This window comes from Pseudomonas sp. NFX224, assembly GCF_048565165.1.
Taxonomy (GTDB): domain Bacteria; phylum Pseudomonadota; class Gammaproteobacteria; order Pseudomonadales; family Pseudomonadaceae; genus Aquipseudomonas.
Map to the genome: position 1 here is coordinate 4,260,678 of NZ_CP183416.1, position 16,499 is coordinate 4,277,176.

The window sequence follows — 16,499 nt, forward strand, 5'->3', positions numbered from 1 at the left end:
TAGTATGACTTTTTATCCATTGTTGCGGCTACGTGTCGCCCGTTCCAATGAGGCCATCCCTGGACCTGCGAATCCATCATAAACACACCGCAGGCCCGGCGTCTCAAATCGAACAAGAAGGGCAATTCACATGGCGACGTGCGGCGAAGTATTGGTCAAGTTACTCGAAAACTACGGTGTCGAGCAGGTGTTCGGCATTCCCGGGGTTCACACCGTGGAGCTGTACCGCGGGCTGGCCCGTTCGAGCATCAACCACGTCACGCCGCGCCACGAACAAGGCGCCGGTTTCATGGCCGACGGCTACGCCCGCACCAGCGGCAAACCGGGTGTGTGCTTCATCATCACCGGCCCTGGCATGACCAACATCACCACCGCGATGGGCCAGGCTTACGCCGATTCGATCCCGATGCTGGTGATTTCCAGCGTGCAATCGCGCAGCCAGTTGGGCGGTGGTCGTGGCAAGCTGCATGAGCTGCCGAACCAGGGCGCCTTGTGTGCCGGTGTCGCGGCGTTCTCCCACACCCTGATGTCGGCGTCCGAGTTGCCAGGCGTGCTGGCCCGCGCTTTTTCGCTGTTCCAGGCCGGTCGTCCACGCCCGGTGCACATCGAAATTCCGTTGGATGTGTTGGTTGAAGAAGCCGACGATCTGCTCAGCAGCCTGCCGGTGAATATCGACCGCGCCGGTGCTTCGCCGTCGGCCGTTTCACGCATGACCGAACTGCTGGCCGGCGCCAAGCGTCCGCTGATTCTTGCCGGTGGCGGCGCCATCGATGCCGCCGCCGAGCTGACTGAACTGGCCGAATTGCTGGATGCTCCGGTGGCGCTGACCATCAATGCCAAAGGCATGCTCGAATCCGCTCACCCGCTGCTGATCGGTTCGACCCAGAGCCTGGTCGCCACCCGTGCGCTGGTCGCCGAAGCCGACGTTGTGCTGGCCATCGGCACCGAGCTGGCCGAGACCGACTACGACGTGACCTTCGCCGGTGGTTTCGAGATTCCCGGCAAGCTGCTGCGCATCGACATCGACCCGGACCAGACCGTGCGCAACTATCCGCCGCACGTGGCATTGGTCTCCGACTCGCGCAACGCCGCCCAAGCTTTGCTCAGCGCCTTGTCGCACAAGTCGCTGGCCGAGCGCCGCAACGATTGGGGCCAGGTGCGTGCCGCGCGCCTGCGTGAAGAACTGGCCGCGAGCTGGGATGCACCGACCCTGGCCCAGACCCGTTTCCTCGAAACCGTTTTGCATGAATTGCCGAGCGCCGTGTTCGTCGGCGATTCGACCCAACCGGTGTACACCGGCAACCTGACGTTCAACCCGGAGCGCCCGCGTCGCTGGTTCAACTCGTCCACGGGTTACGGCACCCTCGGTTACGCCTTGCCGGCAGCGATTGGCGCCTGGCTCGGTGGCAGCACCGAGAGCGGTGCACGTCCGCCAGTGGTCTGCCTGATCGGCGACGGCGGCCTGCAATTTACCTTGCCGGAACTGGCCAGCGCCGTTGAGGCGCGCACCCCGGTGATCGTGCTGCTGTGGAATAACCAGGGCTACGAAGAGATCAAGAAATACATGGTTAACCGCGCCATCGAGCCGGTTGGCGTCGATATCTACACCCCGGATTTCATCGGTGTAGCCAAGGCACTGGGTTGCGCTGCCGAAGCAGTCAGCGGCGTCGAGCAACTGCGTGGTGCGCTGCGTGTAGCCACTGATCGCCAAGGCCCGACCCTGATCGAAATCGATCAGACCGAGTGGATGAAGGTGGTGTCGAAATGACCTTCCCGACTACCTTGGATGGTCTGTTCATCGACGGCCAATGGTCGGCCGGCAACGAACACCTGCGAGTGATCAACCCGGCAACCGAAGCGCTGCTGACCACCGTCGTGGGCGGTGATGAGCAAGCGGTCGATCAAGCGGTCAGCGCAGCGATCCGAGCCTTCGCCGACTGGTCGAAAACCACTGGCGCCGAGCGCGGCGCGATCCTGCGCAAAATCGCTGCGGGCGTTCAGGCCGGTCGTGAGCAGTTGATGCATTTGCAGTCGAGCAACAACGGCAAGCCACAGTTCGAAGCGGCCATTGACGTCGACGATGTGATCGCCACGTTCGAGTATTACGCCGGCCTGGCTGAAGGACTCGACGCCAAACAAGACAGCGCGGTGGAGCTGCCGAGCGACGATTTCAGCGCTCGCTTGCGCCGTGAGCCGTGCGGTGTGGTCGGCCTGATCGTGCCGTGGAATTTCCCGATGGTCACCACCGCGTGGAAGCTTGCCCCGGCGCTGGCCGCTGGTTGCTGCGTGGTGCTCAAGCCTTCTGAAGTGACGCCACTGCCTGAGCTGGAACTGGCGGCGATCATTGCCGATGCAGGTTTGCCCGCCGGTGTGTTCAACGTGGTGTGTGGCACCGGCCTGGCCGTTGGCGCGCCACTGTCGGCTGATCCGCGTATCGCCAAGATTTCCTTCACTGGCAGCAATGCGGTGGGTGTGCAGGTCATGCAGCGCGCAGCAGAAACGGTCAAAGGCGTGAGCCTGGAACTGGGCGGTAAATCTTCGCTGCTGGTGCTGGCCGATGCCGATCTCGACCTGGCGGTGGAAGTGGCCTGTGGCGGCGGTTTCTTCAACGCCGGGCAGATGTGCTCCGCCACCAGCCGCGTGCTGGTCGCCGATGAACTGGCCGATGAATTCCTCACCCGTTTGAAGGCCCGTGCCGAAGCGATTCGAGTCGCCGACCCGTTCGACCCGAACGTGGAAATGGGCGCACTGGTCAATCAGGCGCAATACCAGCGAGTGCTCGGCCATATCGATCGTGGATTGAGTGCCGGCGCCAAGTTGATTTGCGGCGGCAATCGCCCGGCGGATCTGCCGCGCGGATATTTTTTGCAGCCGACGATTTTCACTGAAGTGCCCCTCGACAGTGCGCTGTGGTGTGAAGAGATTTTCGGCCCGGTGATTTGCGTGCGCAGTTTCGCCTCCGAAGCTGAGGCGATTGCCCTGGCCAACGACAGCCAGTTCGGTCTGGTGGCCAGTGTGGTCACGCGCGACGCCGAAAACGCCGACCGTGTCGCCAACGCTTTGCAGGCGGGGCTTGTGTGGATCAACGCGCCGCAGGTGATCTTTCCGCAGACCGCTTGGGGTGGCTACAAGCAGAGCAGCATCGGCCGTGAATTAGGGCCGTGGGGTTTGCAGGCTTTCCAGGAAATCAAACACGTGATTCGCGCCGTCTGACAGCACGAAAAAGGTGTGCGCATGCCTCCCGATGAGGCATGCGCCGGCGTCATGGCTTCAATGAGTTTTTATCGATAGTCAGCGGTTTTGCACAACCTCAGGATGAACTCACTGGTTCAATCAACCCCCGCAAACAGAGGGGTAAACGCTGATCCAGTCGCGCGGATGCAACAGTTTCGACCTGCCTTATACCTACAAAAACAAAGGGAGTCCGTAATGGGCGAGCATGATCTGAACAGACGTCAATTCATCAAAACCGTAGGCGTAGCCTCGGTTGCAGTGGCCGCCATGAGCTTGCCGTTCGTCAAGGCCAATGCCAGCGATACACGCTTCACTGGCAAGACCCTGCGTCTGCTGACCTGGTCCGATGACACCGGCCTGGCTGCACTGCGCAACATCGCAGCAACCTTCGAAGACAAGTACGGCTGCAAGGTCATCGCCGACCGCACCGGCAGTACCTCGGAGATGGTCGCCAAACTCAAGGCCGGCGGTGATCGTCCGCAATACGACATCATCACCCTTGCCGGCGTCGGCGCCGAAGGTCTGGCCGCCGCCAACCTGCTGGAAAAACCCGACCTCAACCGCATTCCCAACATCGTCGACGTGCCGGAGAAATACCGCACTGGCGCCAACGGCCACGGCATCGGTTACCTGTTGTGGTGCAACAGTCTGGTCTACAGCACGCGCACCCAGAAAGAAGCCCCGACCAGCTACGCCTCTCTGTGGGATGCCGACGCGGCACCGAACATCTTCCTGCCGCCGCCGAACTGGACCGAGGCCATGGACCTGATCATCATCGCCGCCAAACTGGCCGGTGGTGACGAGCACAACATCGAGCCTGGCTTCAAGAAGCTCGCCGAGCTGAAAGACCGCGTGGTGACCCTCGGCGAAAACCCGAACCAGATCGCCGAGCTGTTCCGCACCGGTTCCCTGGACATGGGTGGCCTGTACGCCCCGGCCTTCTTCCCGAAACAGATCCGCGACCCGAACTACGGTCTGAGTGCAACCTTTGGCATGAAGGAAGGTTTCTACACCGACCTGATGCAATCGGTGATGCCGAAGAACCGTCCGGGCGATACCGATATGGCGTACGCCTTCATCAACCATTCTCTGGACCCGCTGGTGCAGGGCAAGATGGCCGAGGACATCTACAACGGTCCGGTGAACGCCAAGGCGATCATCTCCGCCGAAGCGCGCAAGAGCCCGTACATCCTCACGCCGGAGCAGATTGCCGAGAAGGCGATCATGCACGACAACGCCTTCCTGGCCACCGTGCATGACCAATGGATTCGTCGTTACACGGAAATCTTTTCTTCCTGATCGAGTGACGAACACAGACCTCAAGCACACCACAAAATCCTGTGGGAGCGGGCTTGCCCGCGATGACGGACGCTCTGTCGATATGATGTGACTGACAGACCGCTATCGCTGGCAAGCCAGCTCCCACAGGGAGCGCGGTGGTTTCGGGGGGTGTGTTCGTCAGATGCTTTCCATTGACGAGACCCTTTGCTATGGAACACCAACCTTTGACCCATCCGGTCAGCGCCGCTGAGTCGCGCCCGCGCTTCGGTGTTTCGCCGACCGCGCGTGCCTGGTTTTTCCTCTCGCCGTCGATGCTGTTTCTCGGCGTGCTGATCGCCGCCAGCCTGTTGGTCCTGCGCATGAGCGTGGGCACCAAGGGCGCGGAGTGGTCCGGGTTCAGCCTGGCCAGCTACGCTCAGTTGCTGGAACCCTACTACCTCAAATCGCTGATGCTGACCCTGCGCCTGGCGCTGATCAGCGCGGTGATCGCCGTGATCCTGGCGATCCCGGTGGCCTACACCATGTCGCGCCTGACCTCGCCGTTTGTGCGACGGATCTTCCTCGCGGCGGTGCTGCTGCCATTGCTGGTCAACCTGTTGCTGCAAAGCTACGGCTGGCTGGTGATTCTCGGCCCCGGCGGCATGCTCAACCAGACACTGATGGGCCTGGGCCTGATCAAGCGCCCGATCATGCTGTTGTACAACCAGAACGGCGTATTGATGGGCCTGGTGCAAACCGCGTTCCCCTTGGCTGTGCTGCCGATCGCCAGCGCCATGCGCGGCGTCGCCCGCAGTTACGAAGAAGCCGCCGCCACCCTTGGCGCCAGTCGCTTCCAGGTGTTCCGCCAAGTGGTGTTGCCGATGAGTCTGCCGGGGATCATCACCGGTGCGACGCTGGTGTTCGCCTACAACGCCAGCAGTTTCGTGGTGCCCTTGCTGCTCGGTGGCCGGCGCGTGCCGATGCTCGCGGTGATGGTGCATGACCAGATCGCCCCGCTGATGAACTGGCCCGCCGCGTCCGCCGCCGGTGTGGTGCTGATCGTCACCACGCTCGCGATCATGACTTTGTCCGAATACATCACCGGCCGTCGCCGGCGCATGCTGGAGGCTTCGCAATGAGTACCCTGACCAAGAAGCGCCAGTCGCTGCTGCCGGGTGACACCGGCAAGTTCGCCGGCATCCTCTCCGGCTTCATCCTGCTGTTGGCGGTGCTGCCGATCCTGACCATGATCGTCATGTCGTTCAGCGGCGCGTCGAACCTTGACTTTCCGCCGAGCAGCTACAGCCTGCAATGGTACAAGGCTGCCTGGAACACCTTCGTCTCGCCGGATTCCAGCGACGTGCTGAGCCTCGGCCAAGCCATGACCACCAGCCTGATGGTGTCGTGCCTGACCATGGTTTTTGCCACGCTGATCGCGGTGCCGGCAGCCTACGCGCTGACCCGCTGCGAGTTCCGCGGCAAGGCCGTGGCGCTGCAATTGATGTCGTTGCCGCTGGTGTTCCCGATGGTGGTGTTGGGCCTGGCGTTGCTGCTGGTGTTCGACAGCCTGCCGTTCCACATGACCACGTCGCGGCTGGTGATTGCCCACGTGATCCTCGCGCTGCCATTCGTGGTGAAAAACTGCACGGCGGCGATGCTCTCCATCGGCACTGAAGTCGAGGAGGCTGCGCAAATGCTCGGCGCTTCGCCAATGCGGGCGATTGTCGATGTGGTGGTGCCGTTGATGAAGTCGGGGATTCTGGCGGGCATGTTGCTGGCGTTCATCGTCTCGTTCAACGAATTCACCGTGACCTATTTCCTCTACACCATCGACGTCATGACCGTGCCGATCTGGATGTACAGCCGCACCGTGTCTTCGCTCGACCCAACCGTATTTTCGTTTGCCGTGCTGATCGTGCTGATCGACTTCGTCCTGATCTGGGCGCTGGAGAAGCTGGTTGGTGAAGGTGGCGTTTCGTTCTGATTCTTGAGGTGATTTATGTCTGGTCTGATTCTGGAAAACGTCGAGAAACATTACGGCTCGGCCTGTGCGGTAAAGGATGTGAACCTGCATTTGCCGGAAGGAAAACTGGTGTGTTTCCTCGGCCCGTCGGGCTGCGGCAAAACCACGTTGCTGCGGATGATTGCCGGGCTGGAAACCCTGACCGGCGGCGAGATTCGCCTGGACGGCGAAGACATCGGCCATACCCCGGCGCACCTGCGTAACTTCGGCATGGTGTTCCAGTCGCTGGCGCTGTTCCCGCACATGACCGTGGGCGAAAACATTGCCTACCCGCTGAAACTGCGCGGGGTCAGCAAGGCTGACCAGCAGGCGCGGGTGGTGGAGTTGCTGGAACTGATCCAGCTGCAACCGATGATCAATCGCCCGGTGGCCAAACTCTCCGGCGGCCAGCGTCAGCGCGTGGCGATCGCCCGGGCGATTGCCAATCACCCGAAAATCCTGCTGCTCGACGAACCGCTCTCGGCGTTGGACGCCAAGCTGCGCGAGTCAATGCAGGTAGAAATCCGTCAGCTGCAACAGCGCCTGAACATCACCACCATCATGGTGACGCACGATCAGCGTGAAGCCATGACCATGGCGGATATCGTGGTCGTATTGGGTGAGCACAAAGTGCAGCAGGTGGGCACGCCGATTGAAATCTACCGGCACCCGGCCAACGAATTCGTCGCGGATTTCATCGGCTCCGGCAACATCTTCCCGGCCACGGCACTGGGCGATGGCAAGGTGAGTTTGCCAGGCGGCGATGCGCTGCAAGTGCCGATCTGCAGCAGCATTGTCGTCGGTGAGAAAGTGAAGATGCTGATTCGCCCGGAAGACCTGCAGCTCTCGGCACCACAGGCGACGGCGGGCAATCGCTTGCTGGGCAAGGTGACGTTTGTGCGGGATATCGGTGCGACCATCGAGACAACGGTCGAGTGTTCCGGGGTTTCGTTTACGGCGTTGAGCACGCCGTGCCAGGGGTTCGGTTTGAGTATCGGGCATCCGGTGTCGGTGACCCTTCCTGCCGAGGCTTGCCGGGTTTTGGGCGCTTGATCCGGATTTGATGTGGGCCTTTCTGGCCTCATCGCTGGCAGGCCAGCTCCCACAGGTTCTGTGAACGCCACAGATCACTGTGGGAGATGGCCTCACAACCTCCAGATCAAACTGACAACCGCAACCGCGCCAAATCCCGCAACGGCGGCGCCCCGAACAACCGGCTGTACTCCCGGCTGAACTGCGACGGGCTTTCATAGCCCACCCGATAACCCGCCGCCGAAGCCTCCAAGCCCTCCGCCAGCATCAAGCGCCGCGCCTCTTGCAGACGCAACTGCTTCTGATACTGCAACGGACTCATTGCTGTCATTGCCTTGAAGCGGTGATGCAGCGTCGACACGCTCAGGTTCACTTCCTTGGCCAGATCATCGATGCGCAGCGGTTGCTCATAGTTGCCGTTGAGCCACTTGATCGCCTGACTGATGCGATGGCTCTGACTGTTGGCGATCGCGATTTCGTACAGCCGATGGCCCTGCTTGCTGCGCAACAACCGATAGAGAATTTCCCGGCGAATCAGCGGCGCGAGCATGGCGATGTCTTTCGGCGTGTCGAGCAAACGTGCCAGGCGCAGTACGGCGTCGAGCATTGCGGTGTCGAGTCGTTCAACGTACAACCCGCGTCCGGTCGGACGGGTGGGCACGCCAATCGGGCCGGCGTCGGCGATCAACGCGGAAATTTCCGCGGGGTCTATGTCCAGGCGCACGGAGAGGATTGGCTCATCGGCCGAGACATCCACCACTCGACCACTCAGGGGCATCGAAACCGAGACTACCAGGTAATTCAGCGGATCGTAATTGAAGAACTCGTCAGCCAGCCGGACTTCCTTGCGGCCCTGCGCCATGATGCACAACGCCGGTTGCGCGAGGACCGGGGCGAACTCGTGGTTTTGGCTATGACGTGACATGAACAGCGAGCCGACAGCAGTGGCATAACTGCCATCTTCGGCGGTGTTGCGACGGATGATCGCCGCCAGTTCCACGCGCTGCTTCTCCATCTCGGTGTCCAGCGGGGCTTGAAAGTGATCGAGCGACGACATGTAAGGCATCCTCGGCAGGGCAGGTTTGATGAGGCAGAGCATATGTTTGTGCAAGCCCCAGTGGTAGACGCATCCTGTCGAATGCTTGCCTGATTCTGCACGGTGTTGTGTTTTCACCCCCGCACGTCGGGACGCAGAGCGCCAAACTTGCTTGAAGCTCGTATGGCAGAACCGTGACAGTGTTTTACACAATGTTACAGGTAGGCTGCGCACTCTCGCAGGATTGTGCAACGCACCGGCAGGAATCGACTAACGACCCAAGCGCGTCGGCCCTTAACCTTTGATCCTGTCGCAGCCCGTCCCCCGGCTGCAACGCGACTCCCCGGGAGGGTTGAACATGTCTAAGCAGATCCCCGTCAGTCATATGGCTTTCGTTCGAGCGCGCGCCGGGCGCTCAGCGGAACTTGGAATGCGCCTCAGTGCCTTGATCGAACCATCTCGCGCAGCACCCGGCTGCCTGAACTTTGCCTTGCAACACTCGCAATGCGATCCGGAACTGTGGCTGGTGTCCGGCTTCTGGACCCATCAACAGGCCATGACCGCGTACTTCAGCACCCCGGCCATGGAGATTTTTGCCGAACTGGTGCAGGAACTAGTGGTTAACAGCCTGGATTTCCACACCTTCAAGGATGTGTCGGCGGCGCAAGCCTTGCGTCAGTCCGGGGTCGCGGTACACAAACTGGCCGGTTGAGGGTTTAATGGCAACATTCTCAACTAGCCAGGATGCGCCACATGGCACGCAAAGCCTTTGAAACCTTCGAAGCCGTATCGGCTGTAATACCCCGCGAAGGCGGTTATTACGCGGCAATCGCCACCAAAGCCATCGGCGGCGCGGGTGCGCCTCGCTTCAACAAACTGCTGGAAGAACAGACCTTCAAGACCGCCAGAGAAGCGGACGAAGCCGCCGCCCTGCAACTGACGCACCTCAAGGGTGTCGACGAAGACGGCGGGCTGGTCTGGTAATTACTTCTTTTCCGCTCCCGGGCGGTACATCTTGAACAATGCCTCAGGCCCCAGCTGGAAATAATCCGCCGGCCCGCCGCCGCGCAGAATCGGTTCTGCCGCGGCGGTGTCGTACACCCCATCCTTCAACAGCCATTTGGCGATATGCACGGCGACCACCTCGCCGAGAATCAGCCAGCTCGGCACTACATTCCCGTCGGCCCGCTGCAACTGAATGATCTGCGTGACCTTGCATTCGAAGGACACCGGGCTTTCGGCGACTCGTGGCACCTGAATGACTTTCGATGCCACAGTGGTCAGCCCGGAGAGTTCGAATTCATCGACTTGGGGCCCGACCATGGCGCAACTCTGGTTCATCTGCTCGGCCAGTGGCCGGGTCGCCAGGTTCCAGGCGAATTCGCCGGTCTGTTCGATGTTGTTCAGGCTGTCTTTGCGCCCGACGCTGGAGAACCCGATGATCGGCGGAATGTAGTTGAAGGCGTTGAAAAAGCTGTACGGCGCCAGGTTCAAGCGGCCCTCGGCATCCTGTGAAGAAATCCAGCCGATGGGACGCGGGCCGACGATCGCATTGAACGGATCGTGAGGCAGGCCGTGGCCGTTGGCGGGTTCGTAAAAGTGAATGTCGTCGGGCATGGGCCGTGTTCCTTGAGGCTGCTTTCGAATAGGCAGCAATAGTGCAAGGGCGTGCCGCTGATTTCCAGTCCGACGAATACCCCACAGGTTTTGCGCTCCCCCAGAAATGACTAAGCCCGGCCGAAGCCGGGCTGTGGGTGCCGCTTGAGTGAATTAGCTGACGGTTGCGCCGCCAGTACGGTCGTAGCCATCCTCAGCGACGGTTGCGCCGCCAGTGCGGTCGTAGCCGTCTTCAGCGACAGTTGCGGAGCCGGTGCGATCGTAGCCATCAGCGGCGACAGTGGCGGAACCGGTGCGGTCATAACCGTCTGCTGCCACAGCGGAGCCGGTACGGTCGAAACCGTCGGCGGCGAAGGTGTTGGCAGCCAGTACGGACAGGGCGATGGCGAGGAACAGTTTGGTTTTCATCTTCATTTCTCCAGGTTCTTTGGCGTTTTGTCTCTTGGGCATGGGTTTCATGCTACGCCAATTAAACTGATTAAAAAGCGCAAAATAATGCTAAAAACAATCGATTAAATAGATATTAAGGCCGTCAGAATTTCCGCTTTCAGGGACTGAATGGGCGCATCGCAGTTAATCGATCAGGCAGGTTCAGGATGGGGGTTGAGCATTAACTCGTGATTAATCCGCACTTTTGGCGTGAGTGACATATTTTTCATAAAGCGCTTACCCATTTTTCACTGCTTCACCTCCAGTCTGCGCGTCGCGCCATAACCCTGAGAAATGGCCGTCATGACCACTGGAGTTTTACCCTCGATGAATAAGCTTCCTCAAATTACCCTGGCGTTCTGGGTGATGAAAATCTGCGCGACGACCTTGGGGGAAACCGCGGGTGATTTGTTGTCGATGACCCTCAACGTGGGATATGCCATCAGTTCGCTGATCCTCATCAGTGTGTTCGTGTTGACGCTGGTCGCGCAGCTGATGTCGAAAACCTACAAGCCAGTGCTGTACTGGATCGTGATTCTGTCGACCAGCACGGCCGGTACCACGATGTCCGATTTCATGGACCGCACCCTGGAGCTTGGCTATGCCACGGGCTCGATGATCCTGATCGCTATTCTGTTGGGGATTTTTGCGGCGTGGCGCCTGAGCGGCGACTCGTTGAACGTCACCAAGGTTCAGACGTTCCGTGGCGAGATGTTCTACTGGATGGCGATTTTGTTTTCCAACACCTTGGGCACGGCACTGGGTGACTACCTGGCCGACGATTCAGGCCTGGGTTTCGCTGGCGGCGCCCTGCTGATCGGTTTGACCATCGCGGTGGTGGTGCTGCTGAAGTACCTGACGAAGATTTCGTCGGTTGTATTGTTCTGGGTAGCGTTTGTCTTGACTCGCCCGTTCGGTGCAACCCTGGGTGATTTCCTGACCAAACCCCATGAAAAGGGCGGTCTGGATTTCGGCACCATCGGTTCGTCGCTGGTGTTGGCGGGGATTCTGGTCGTGATGATCGCGGGGGCTTCGTATGCTCAGAAAAAGTTCGGTAAGCGAGACGTAGCGCAATTTTCCTGATAGACCATGGTGCCCCAATCGCGAGCAGGCTCGCACACATTGGACCGCATTCCTCCAAGGGTAAGCGGCCAACCAGTGGGAGCGAGCCTGCTCGCGATGGGGCCATTGCAGTCACCGTTGCAATGACTGCCAAACACCTGTCAGTCAGTAACAATCCGCGAATGCTTGCGGGTGTCTTTCATGGTGATGTACACCAGCAACGACACAGCGATGCACGCGGTGACATACCAGTAGTAACCGGTTTCCATGCCGATGCTCTTGAACCACAGCGCGATGTATTCAGCGGTGCCGCCGAAGATCGAGACGGTCAGTGCGTACGGCAGGCCAACGCCCAGGGCGCGGATTTCGGTCGGGAACAGTTCGGCTTTCACCACGGCGTTGATCGAGGTGTAGCCGCTGACGATGATCAGCGCCGCCATGATCAGGAAGAACGCGCCCCACCAGGTCGTGATGGTGTGCAGGGTGGTGAGGATCGGCACGGTGAACAGCGTGCCCAGAACGCCGAAGGCGATCAGGATTGGCCGGCGACCGATTTTATCCGACAGCCCGCCGATGATCGGTTGCAGGCACATGAACAGAAACAGCGTGGCGGCGGAAATGGTGGTGGAGTCGGAAATGCTCATGCCGACGGTGTTCACCAGGTATTTCTGCATGTAGGTGGTGTAGGTGTAGAACGCCAGCGTACCGCCCATGGTCAGGCCGACCACGGTCATCAGTTCCTTCGGATGGCGCATCAAGGTGCGCATCGCGCTTTCCTTGGCCTTTTCTTTTTTGGTGAACGACTCGGTTTCTTCCATCCCGCGACGCAGGTAAAGCGCGACCACGGCACACAATGCGCCGATGGCGAACGGAATGCGCCAGCCCCAGGCGTAGAGTTCTTCAGTGGTCAGAATGTTTTGCAGCACGATCAGCACGCCCAGCGCTATGAGCTGGCCGGAGATCAGGGTCACGTACTGGAAGCTGGAGAAGAAACCGCGGCGTTCCTTGGTCGCCATCTCGCTGAGGTACGTGGCCGAGGTGCCGTATTCGCCACCCACCGACAGGCCTTGCAGCAAGCGTGCGAACACCAGCAGGATCGGCGCGCCGATGCCGATCACTTCGTAGCTTGGGCTCAAGGCGATCAGCAGCGAACCGAAGCACATCAGGTAAACGGAGGCCATCAAGGCCTTTTTACGGCCGACTTTGTCAGCGTACAGGCCCATCAGCCAGCCGCCGATCGGGCGCATCAGGAAGCCCACGGCGAAGATCGCAGCGGTGTTCAACAGTTGAGCGGTGGTGTCGCCTTTGGGGAAGAAGGTCTTGGCGAAGTACAGGGAGAAGGCGGCGTAGACGTACCAGTCGTACCACTCGACCATGTTGCCTACGGAACCGCTGAAGATCGATTTGATGCGGCTGGAAGTGGTTCTTTCTTTGGCCGGCACGGCAGCCGACCCAAGCGGCAGGGAGTTGGAGTTATCCATTGAAGGATCCTTCGTTTAATTGTTTTTGTGGAGCGCGATTAAACGCAGCCTGCGGGGCTATAGCAGGAGCTGTGCCAACGGGGGGAGGGCCGGTTTAGAGGGGGTAGGGCGGATTGGTGAGCGGAAATCCGCTTATGTTTGGTTGGGTGTAAGCGGGAAATTGCTCAAGTGTTGCTGTGGTTATACCGGCACAGCAACACTCAGCTGTCCTGCAAAAACATCTCCCGGCTCAATCCATGCCGCTGCATCTTTTCATTGAAGGTCCGACGCGGCAGTTGCAGCGCTTCAAGCACCGCTTTCACATCGCCTTTGTGCCGGGTCAACGCCGCGCGCAGGCATTGCGCTTCAAACGCTTCCTGCTGCGCCGCCAGTGACTGCCCCGGCTCGATGCCCGCTGGTACGGGCTCGCCCAGCCCCAACACCTGGCGCTCGGCGACGTTCGCCAGTTCGCGCACATTGCCCGGCCAGTCGTGGCTCAGCAGATGGCTCAACTGCGGGCCGCTCAAGGGCGCAAACGTCCGACCCAAACGCTCGGCGGCACTCTGGGCGAAGGTTTCGTACAACAAGGGAATGTCTTCACGGCGGTCGCGTAACGGTGGCAGGCGCAGTTCGGCAACGTTCAAGCGATAAGCCAGGTCTTCGCGAAAGCGCCCGGCCCGCGCTTCATCGAGCAAGTCCGGTTTGGTCGCGGCGATGATGCGCAAATTCACGCGAATGCTCTGATTAGAGCCCAGACGCTCGAGCTTCTGCTCTTGCAGCACCCGCAGCAATTTCACCTGCTGCGCCAGCGGCATGCTTTCGATTTCATCGAGAAACAGCGTGCCGCCGTCGGCGTATTCCAGTTTGCCGATGCGCTTGCCCTGTGCGCCGGTGAATGCACCGCTTTCGTGGCCGAACAATTCAGCCTCAAACAGTTGCTCGGGGATGGCTGCGCAGTTCAACGCGACGAAGGGTTTGTCGGCGCGCGGCCCGAAGTCGTGCAGGCAACGGGCGACCAGCTCCTTGCCGCTGCCGGTTTCGCCGCGGATCAGCACGTTGACCGGCAACGCTGCCAGATCCAGCACTTGCCGGCGCAACGTCTGCAAGCCACGGGAGACGCCCAGCAGCGTGGCATCGAGCTTGGTGCGGTTGTCCGCCTGTTCGTGCAGGGCACGGTTTTCCAGGACCAGGCTGCGCTTGTCCAGCGCCCGCCGCAAACTGCTGAGCAGGGTCTCGGGGCTGAAGGGTTTTTCGAGAAAGTCGTAGGCGCCATCGCGCATCGCATCGACGGCCATCGGCACATCACCGTGGCCGGTCAGCAGGATCACCGGCAGATCGGCATCGCGCCGCTGCACCTCGGCCAGCAGTTCCAGGCCGGTCATGCCCGGCATGCGCACGTCGCTGAGAATCACCCCGGCGAAATGCTTCGGCAGTTGCGCCAGGCACTCATCGGCGCGGCTGAACAACTGCACCTCGAACCCCGCCAGGCTCAGCCATTGTTCGACGGCGCTGCGGATGCTGCTTTCGTCGTCGACCACGATTACTGAGTTCAGCATGGTTCATGAACCTCTAGGTCGATGGGCAAGGTCAGGGCGAACACTGCGCCGTTGGCGTGATTATCGGCCGTCAGGCGACCGCCCGATTCGTGAACGATAGCGAACGACACCGCGAGACCAATCCCTAAGCCATCGCCCACCGGTTTAGTGGTGAAAAACGGATCGAACACCTTGGCCAGATTCTCATCGGTGATGCCGCTGCCGTTGTCGATCACGCTCAAGCGCCACAGTTGTTCTTCGGCTTCGAGACGGATTTCCAGGCGCTTGCAGGGTTTGTCCTGCATTGCATCCAGGGCATTGCGCAACAGATTGATCAGCACCTGTTCCAGACGAATCGCATCGCCGCGCACCCACGCCGGGCGAGTCAAGTGCAGCACCGTGCTGATCTGTTCATCGCGTAACCGCGTGTCGAGCAGGTGCAGCGACTGGTCAACCACCGCCGCCAGATCGAGGCGTTCGCGTAAGCCGCTGGGGCTTTTGCGGGCGAAGGTTTTCAGGTGGCCGGTGAGGGCCGCCATGCGTGTCAACATGTCGTCAACCGGTTTGAGCGCCTTGTAGGCTTCATCGACCCGACCGTGATCGAGCAGCAACCTCAGCGTAGCAAGCTGCATGCGCTGCGCGGTCAACGGCTGATTGATCTCGTGGGCCAGCGCTGCCGACATCTGGCCGAGGGCAGCGAGTTTGGCTGATTGCACCAAGCCTTCCTGGGCGGTGCGCAGGTCGCGGGTGCGTTCTTCCACCAGTTGTTCGAGCTCCTCGCGGCTGCGTTGGCGCAGTTTGGCCAGGCGCCAGCGCTGGTTGAGAAACAGCAGCAGAAACACCAGTGTCAGCCACACACCCGCCGCGGCGAGTGCGGCGTTGCGGCTGTCTTCGAAGGCAACTTGAGGACGGCGCAGCAAGTGCAGCGTCCAGCCTTCGGCAGGCAGTGGCAAGGATTCCCACAGGTAATCGGCATTGCCGTCCGGGCCATTGACCCGCGCCAGCTCACTGTTGCCGTCGAACCGGTGCAACGATTGGTATTCAAGCGGCGACAGTGGCTGCTTGTCGTATTGACGGGTGGCCTTGAGTTCGGCGTGATCGCTGTCGCTCAGCGGTTTCAAGTGGCGATAGCGCCAGCCCGGTTGGTTGGCGATGAAGATGATCCCGCGAGCATCGCTGACCAGCAACGTGTCGTTGCCTTGGCGCCATTCACGTTCAAGTTCGGGAAACTCCAGTTTCACCACCATGGCGCCGAGGAACTGGCCGTCATCGTTGGTGACGGCGCTGGACAGGAAGTAACCGGGAATGCCGCTGGTCACCCCAACCGCGTAAAAGCGCCCGGTGCCTTGGGTGCGGGTCTGGCTGAAGTAGGGGCGGAAGCCGTAATTGTGGCCGACGTAACTGCTGGGCAAGCGCCAGTTGCTTGCCGCCACGGCGAGGCCGGTGTGATCGAGCAATTCAAGGGTCGAGGATTCGGCGGCGCCATTGATCTTTTCCAGTTTGCGGTTCAGCAGATCCTGTTGCTCGGGGCCTACCGGTCCTTTGAGCGCGTCGCGCAATTGCGGGTCCAGCGCCAGCACCGAGGGCAGGGCGCGGTAGCGCTCGATCAACGTGTGCAGGGATGTGGCGTACAACGCCAATTGCTGGTTGGCGCGGGCGGCGTCTTCGACCATTGACTGACGCACGGTGTGGCGCATGGCCAAGGTAGCAGCGATGGCTGCACCGGCAATGATCAATACGGTATAGAGCGCCAGGCGCAGGGATCGGGAAGTCGGGAGCATGCGTTCGGCAACAGGCAAAAATCAGGGGGAGCACCATACCATGTGAACGGC

Annotated in this window: 15 protein-coding genes; 9 read left to right on the top strand and 6 right to left on the bottom strand. The window is 60.6% G+C overall.

Features of this window, described 5'->3' with window-relative positions; genetic code table 11:
- The first annotated feature begins 130 nt into the window (after positions 1 to 130).
- From ACNYC6_RS19415 to ACNYC6_RS19440, 6 genes are all read left to right on the top strand, one after another.
- On the top strand, positions 131 to 1,768 hold the full coding sequence (locus tag ACNYC6_RS19415; protein ID WP_419708743.1) for a 5-guanidino-2-oxopentanoate decarboxylase: 1,638 nt from the start codon (positions 131 to 133) through the stop codon (positions 1,766 to 1,768).
- Positions 1,765 to 3,213: an aldehyde dehydrogenase family protein gene (locus ACNYC6_RS19420; protein WP_419708744.1), complete on the top strand. Its 1,449-nt coding sequence runs from the start codon at positions 1,765 to 1,767 to the stop codon at positions 3,211 to 3,213. The genes ACNYC6_RS19415 and ACNYC6_RS19420 overlap by 4 nt, the downstream gene beginning before the upstream one ends.
- Positions 3,214 to 3,429: 216 nt before the next feature.
- Positions 3,430 to 4,533 (top strand): extracellular solute-binding protein, encoded by a 1,104-nt coding sequence (locus ACNYC6_RS19425; RefSeq protein ID WP_419708745.1) that lies wholly within the window; start codon positions 3,430 to 3,432, stop codon positions 4,531 to 4,533.
- Positions 4,534 to 4,724: 191 nt separating this feature from the next.
- On the top strand, positions 4,725 to 5,633 hold the full coding sequence (locus ACNYC6_RS19430) for an ABC transporter permease (protein ID WP_338582701.1): 909 nt from the start codon (positions 4,725 to 4,727) through the stop codon (positions 5,631 to 5,633).
- Positions 5,630 to 6,478: an ABC transporter permease gene (locus ACNYC6_RS19435; RefSeq protein WP_419708746.1), complete on the top strand. Its 849-nt coding sequence runs from the start codon at positions 5,630 to 5,632 to the stop codon at positions 6,476 to 6,478. Before ACNYC6_RS19430 ends, ACNYC6_RS19435 begins: the two co-directional genes overlap by 4 nt.
- Before the next feature lie 15 nt (positions 6,479 to 6,493).
- Positions 6,494 to 7,549: an ABC transporter ATP-binding protein gene (locus ACNYC6_RS19440; RefSeq protein WP_419708747.1), complete on the top strand. Its 1,056-nt coding sequence runs from the start codon at positions 6,494 to 6,496 to the stop codon at positions 7,547 to 7,549.
- A 106-nt stretch (positions 7,550 to 7,655) separates the two neighbouring features.
- Here ACNYC6_RS19440 and ACNYC6_RS19445 read toward each other — a convergent pair whose 3' ends face one another.
- Positions 7,656 to 8,585: an AraC family transcriptional regulator gene (locus ACNYC6_RS19445; protein WP_419708748.1), complete on the bottom strand. Its 930-nt coding sequence runs from the start codon at positions 8,583 to 8,585 to the stop codon at positions 7,656 to 7,658.
- A 337-nt stretch (positions 8,586 to 8,922) separates the two neighbouring features.
- Here ACNYC6_RS19445 and ACNYC6_RS19450 point away from each other — a divergent pair, with 337 nt between their 5' ends.
- A complete protein-coding gene (locus ACNYC6_RS19450) occupies positions 8,923 to 9,276 on the top strand; it encodes a putative quinol monooxygenase (RefSeq protein WP_419708749.1) in 354 nt (117 codons plus the stop codon).
- Positions 9,277 to 9,317: 41 nt separating this feature from the next.
- Positions 9,318 to 9,548 (top strand): hypothetical protein, encoded by a 231-nt coding sequence (locus ACNYC6_RS19455; protein WP_419708750.1) that lies wholly within the window; start codon positions 9,318 to 9,320, stop codon positions 9,546 to 9,548.
- On the opposite strand, the gene ACNYC6_RS19460 is transcribed toward ACNYC6_RS19455, so the two are convergent.
- Both ACNYC6_RS19460 and ACNYC6_RS19465 read right to left on the bottom strand, forming a co-directional pair.
- Positions 9,549 to 10,181 (bottom strand): flavin reductase family protein, encoded by a 633-nt coding sequence (locus ACNYC6_RS19460; protein ID WP_419708751.1) that lies wholly within the window; start codon positions 10,179 to 10,181, stop codon positions 9,549 to 9,551.
- Positions 10,182 to 10,334: 153 nt separating this feature from the next.
- Complete coding sequence (locus tag ACNYC6_RS19465; protein ID WP_419708752.1) at positions 10,335 to 10,589, bottom strand: hypothetical protein; 255 nt, start codon at positions 10,587 to 10,589, stop codon at positions 10,335 to 10,337.
- A 348-nt stretch (positions 10,590 to 10,937) separates the two neighbouring features.
- On the opposite strand from ACNYC6_RS19465, the gene ACNYC6_RS19470 reads away from it, so the two are divergent.
- Entirely contained in the window at positions 10,938 to 11,693 is a 756-nt protein-coding gene (locus ACNYC6_RS19470) for a hypothetical protein (protein ID WP_419708753.1), read from the top strand.
- Positions 11,694 to 11,833: 140 nt separating this feature from the next.
- On the opposite strand, the gene ACNYC6_RS19475 is transcribed toward ACNYC6_RS19470, so the two are convergent.
- From ACNYC6_RS19475 to ACNYC6_RS19485, 3 genes are all read right to left on the bottom strand, one after another.
- Positions 11,834 to 13,153, bottom strand: coding sequence for an MFS transporter (locus ACNYC6_RS19475; protein ID WP_419708754.1), 1,320 nt, complete (start codon positions 13,151 to 13,153; stop codon positions 11,834 to 11,836).
- 200 nt (positions 13,154 to 13,353) lie between these two features.
- Positions 13,354 to 14,688 (bottom strand): sigma-54-dependent transcriptional regulator, encoded by a 1,335-nt coding sequence (locus tag ACNYC6_RS19480; protein ID WP_419708755.1) that lies wholly within the window; start codon positions 14,686 to 14,688, stop codon positions 13,354 to 13,356.
- Complete coding sequence (locus tag ACNYC6_RS19485) at positions 14,682 to 16,448, bottom strand: sensor histidine kinase (RefSeq protein ID WP_419708756.1); 1,767 nt, start codon at positions 16,446 to 16,448, stop codon at positions 14,682 to 14,684. Before ACNYC6_RS19485 ends, ACNYC6_RS19480 begins: the two co-directional genes overlap by 7 nt.
- Between the last annotated feature and the right edge of the window lie 51 nt (positions 16,449 to 16,499).

Bases quoted from the DNA above. Each gene is read 5' to 3' on its own strand.
- ACNYC6_RS19415 (WP_419708743.1), top strand. From the start codon at position 131: ATGGCGACGTGCGGCGAAGTATTGGTCAAGTTACTCGAAAACTACGGT.
- ACNYC6_RS19420 (WP_419708744.1), top strand. From the start codon at position 1,765: ATGACCTTCCCGACTACCTTGGATGGTCTGTTCATCGACGGCCAATGG.
- ACNYC6_RS19425 (WP_419708745.1), top strand. From the start codon at position 3,430: ATGGGCGAGCATGATCTGAACAGACGTCAATTCATCAAAACCGTAGGC.
- ACNYC6_RS19430 (WP_338582701.1), top strand. From the start codon at position 4,725: ATGGAACACCAACCTTTGACCCATCCGGTCAGCGCCGCTGAGTCGCGC.
- ACNYC6_RS19435 (WP_419708746.1), top strand. From the start codon at position 5,630: ATGAGTACCCTGACCAAGAAGCGCCAGTCGCTGCTGCCGGGTGACACC.
- ACNYC6_RS19440 (WP_419708747.1), top strand. From the start codon at position 6,494: ATGTCTGGTCTGATTCTGGAAAACGTCGAGAAACATTACGGCTCGGCC.
- ACNYC6_RS19445 (WP_419708748.1), bottom strand. From the start codon at position 8,585: ATGTCGTCGCTCGATCACTTTCAAGCCCCGCTGGACACCGAGATGGAG.
- ACNYC6_RS19450 (WP_419708749.1), top strand. From the start codon at position 8,923: ATGTCTAAGCAGATCCCCGTCAGTCATATGGCTTTCGTTCGAGCGCGC.
- ACNYC6_RS19455 (WP_419708750.1), top strand. From the start codon at position 9,318: ATGGCACGCAAAGCCTTTGAAACCTTCGAAGCCGTATCGGCTGTAATA.
- ACNYC6_RS19460 (WP_419708751.1), bottom strand. From the start codon at position 10,181: ATGCCCGACGACATTCACTTTTACGAACCCGCCAACGGCCACGGCCTG.
- ACNYC6_RS19465 (WP_419708752.1), bottom strand. From the start codon at position 10,589: ATGAAAACCAAACTGTTCCTCGCCATCGCCCTGTCCGTACTGGCTGCC.
- ACNYC6_RS19470 (WP_419708753.1), top strand. From the start codon at position 10,938: ATGAATAAGCTTCCTCAAATTACCCTGGCGTTCTGGGTGATGAAAATC.
- ACNYC6_RS19475 (WP_419708754.1), bottom strand. From the start codon at position 13,153: ATGGATAACTCCAACTCCCTGCCGCTTGGGTCGGCTGCCGTGCCGGCC.
- ACNYC6_RS19480 (WP_419708755.1), bottom strand. From the start codon at position 14,688: ATGCTGAACTCAGTAATCGTGGTCGACGACGAAAGCAGCATCCGCAGC.
- ACNYC6_RS19485 (WP_419708756.1), bottom strand. From the start codon at position 16,448: ATGCTCCCGACTTCCCGATCCCTGCGCCTGGCGCTCTATACCGTATTG.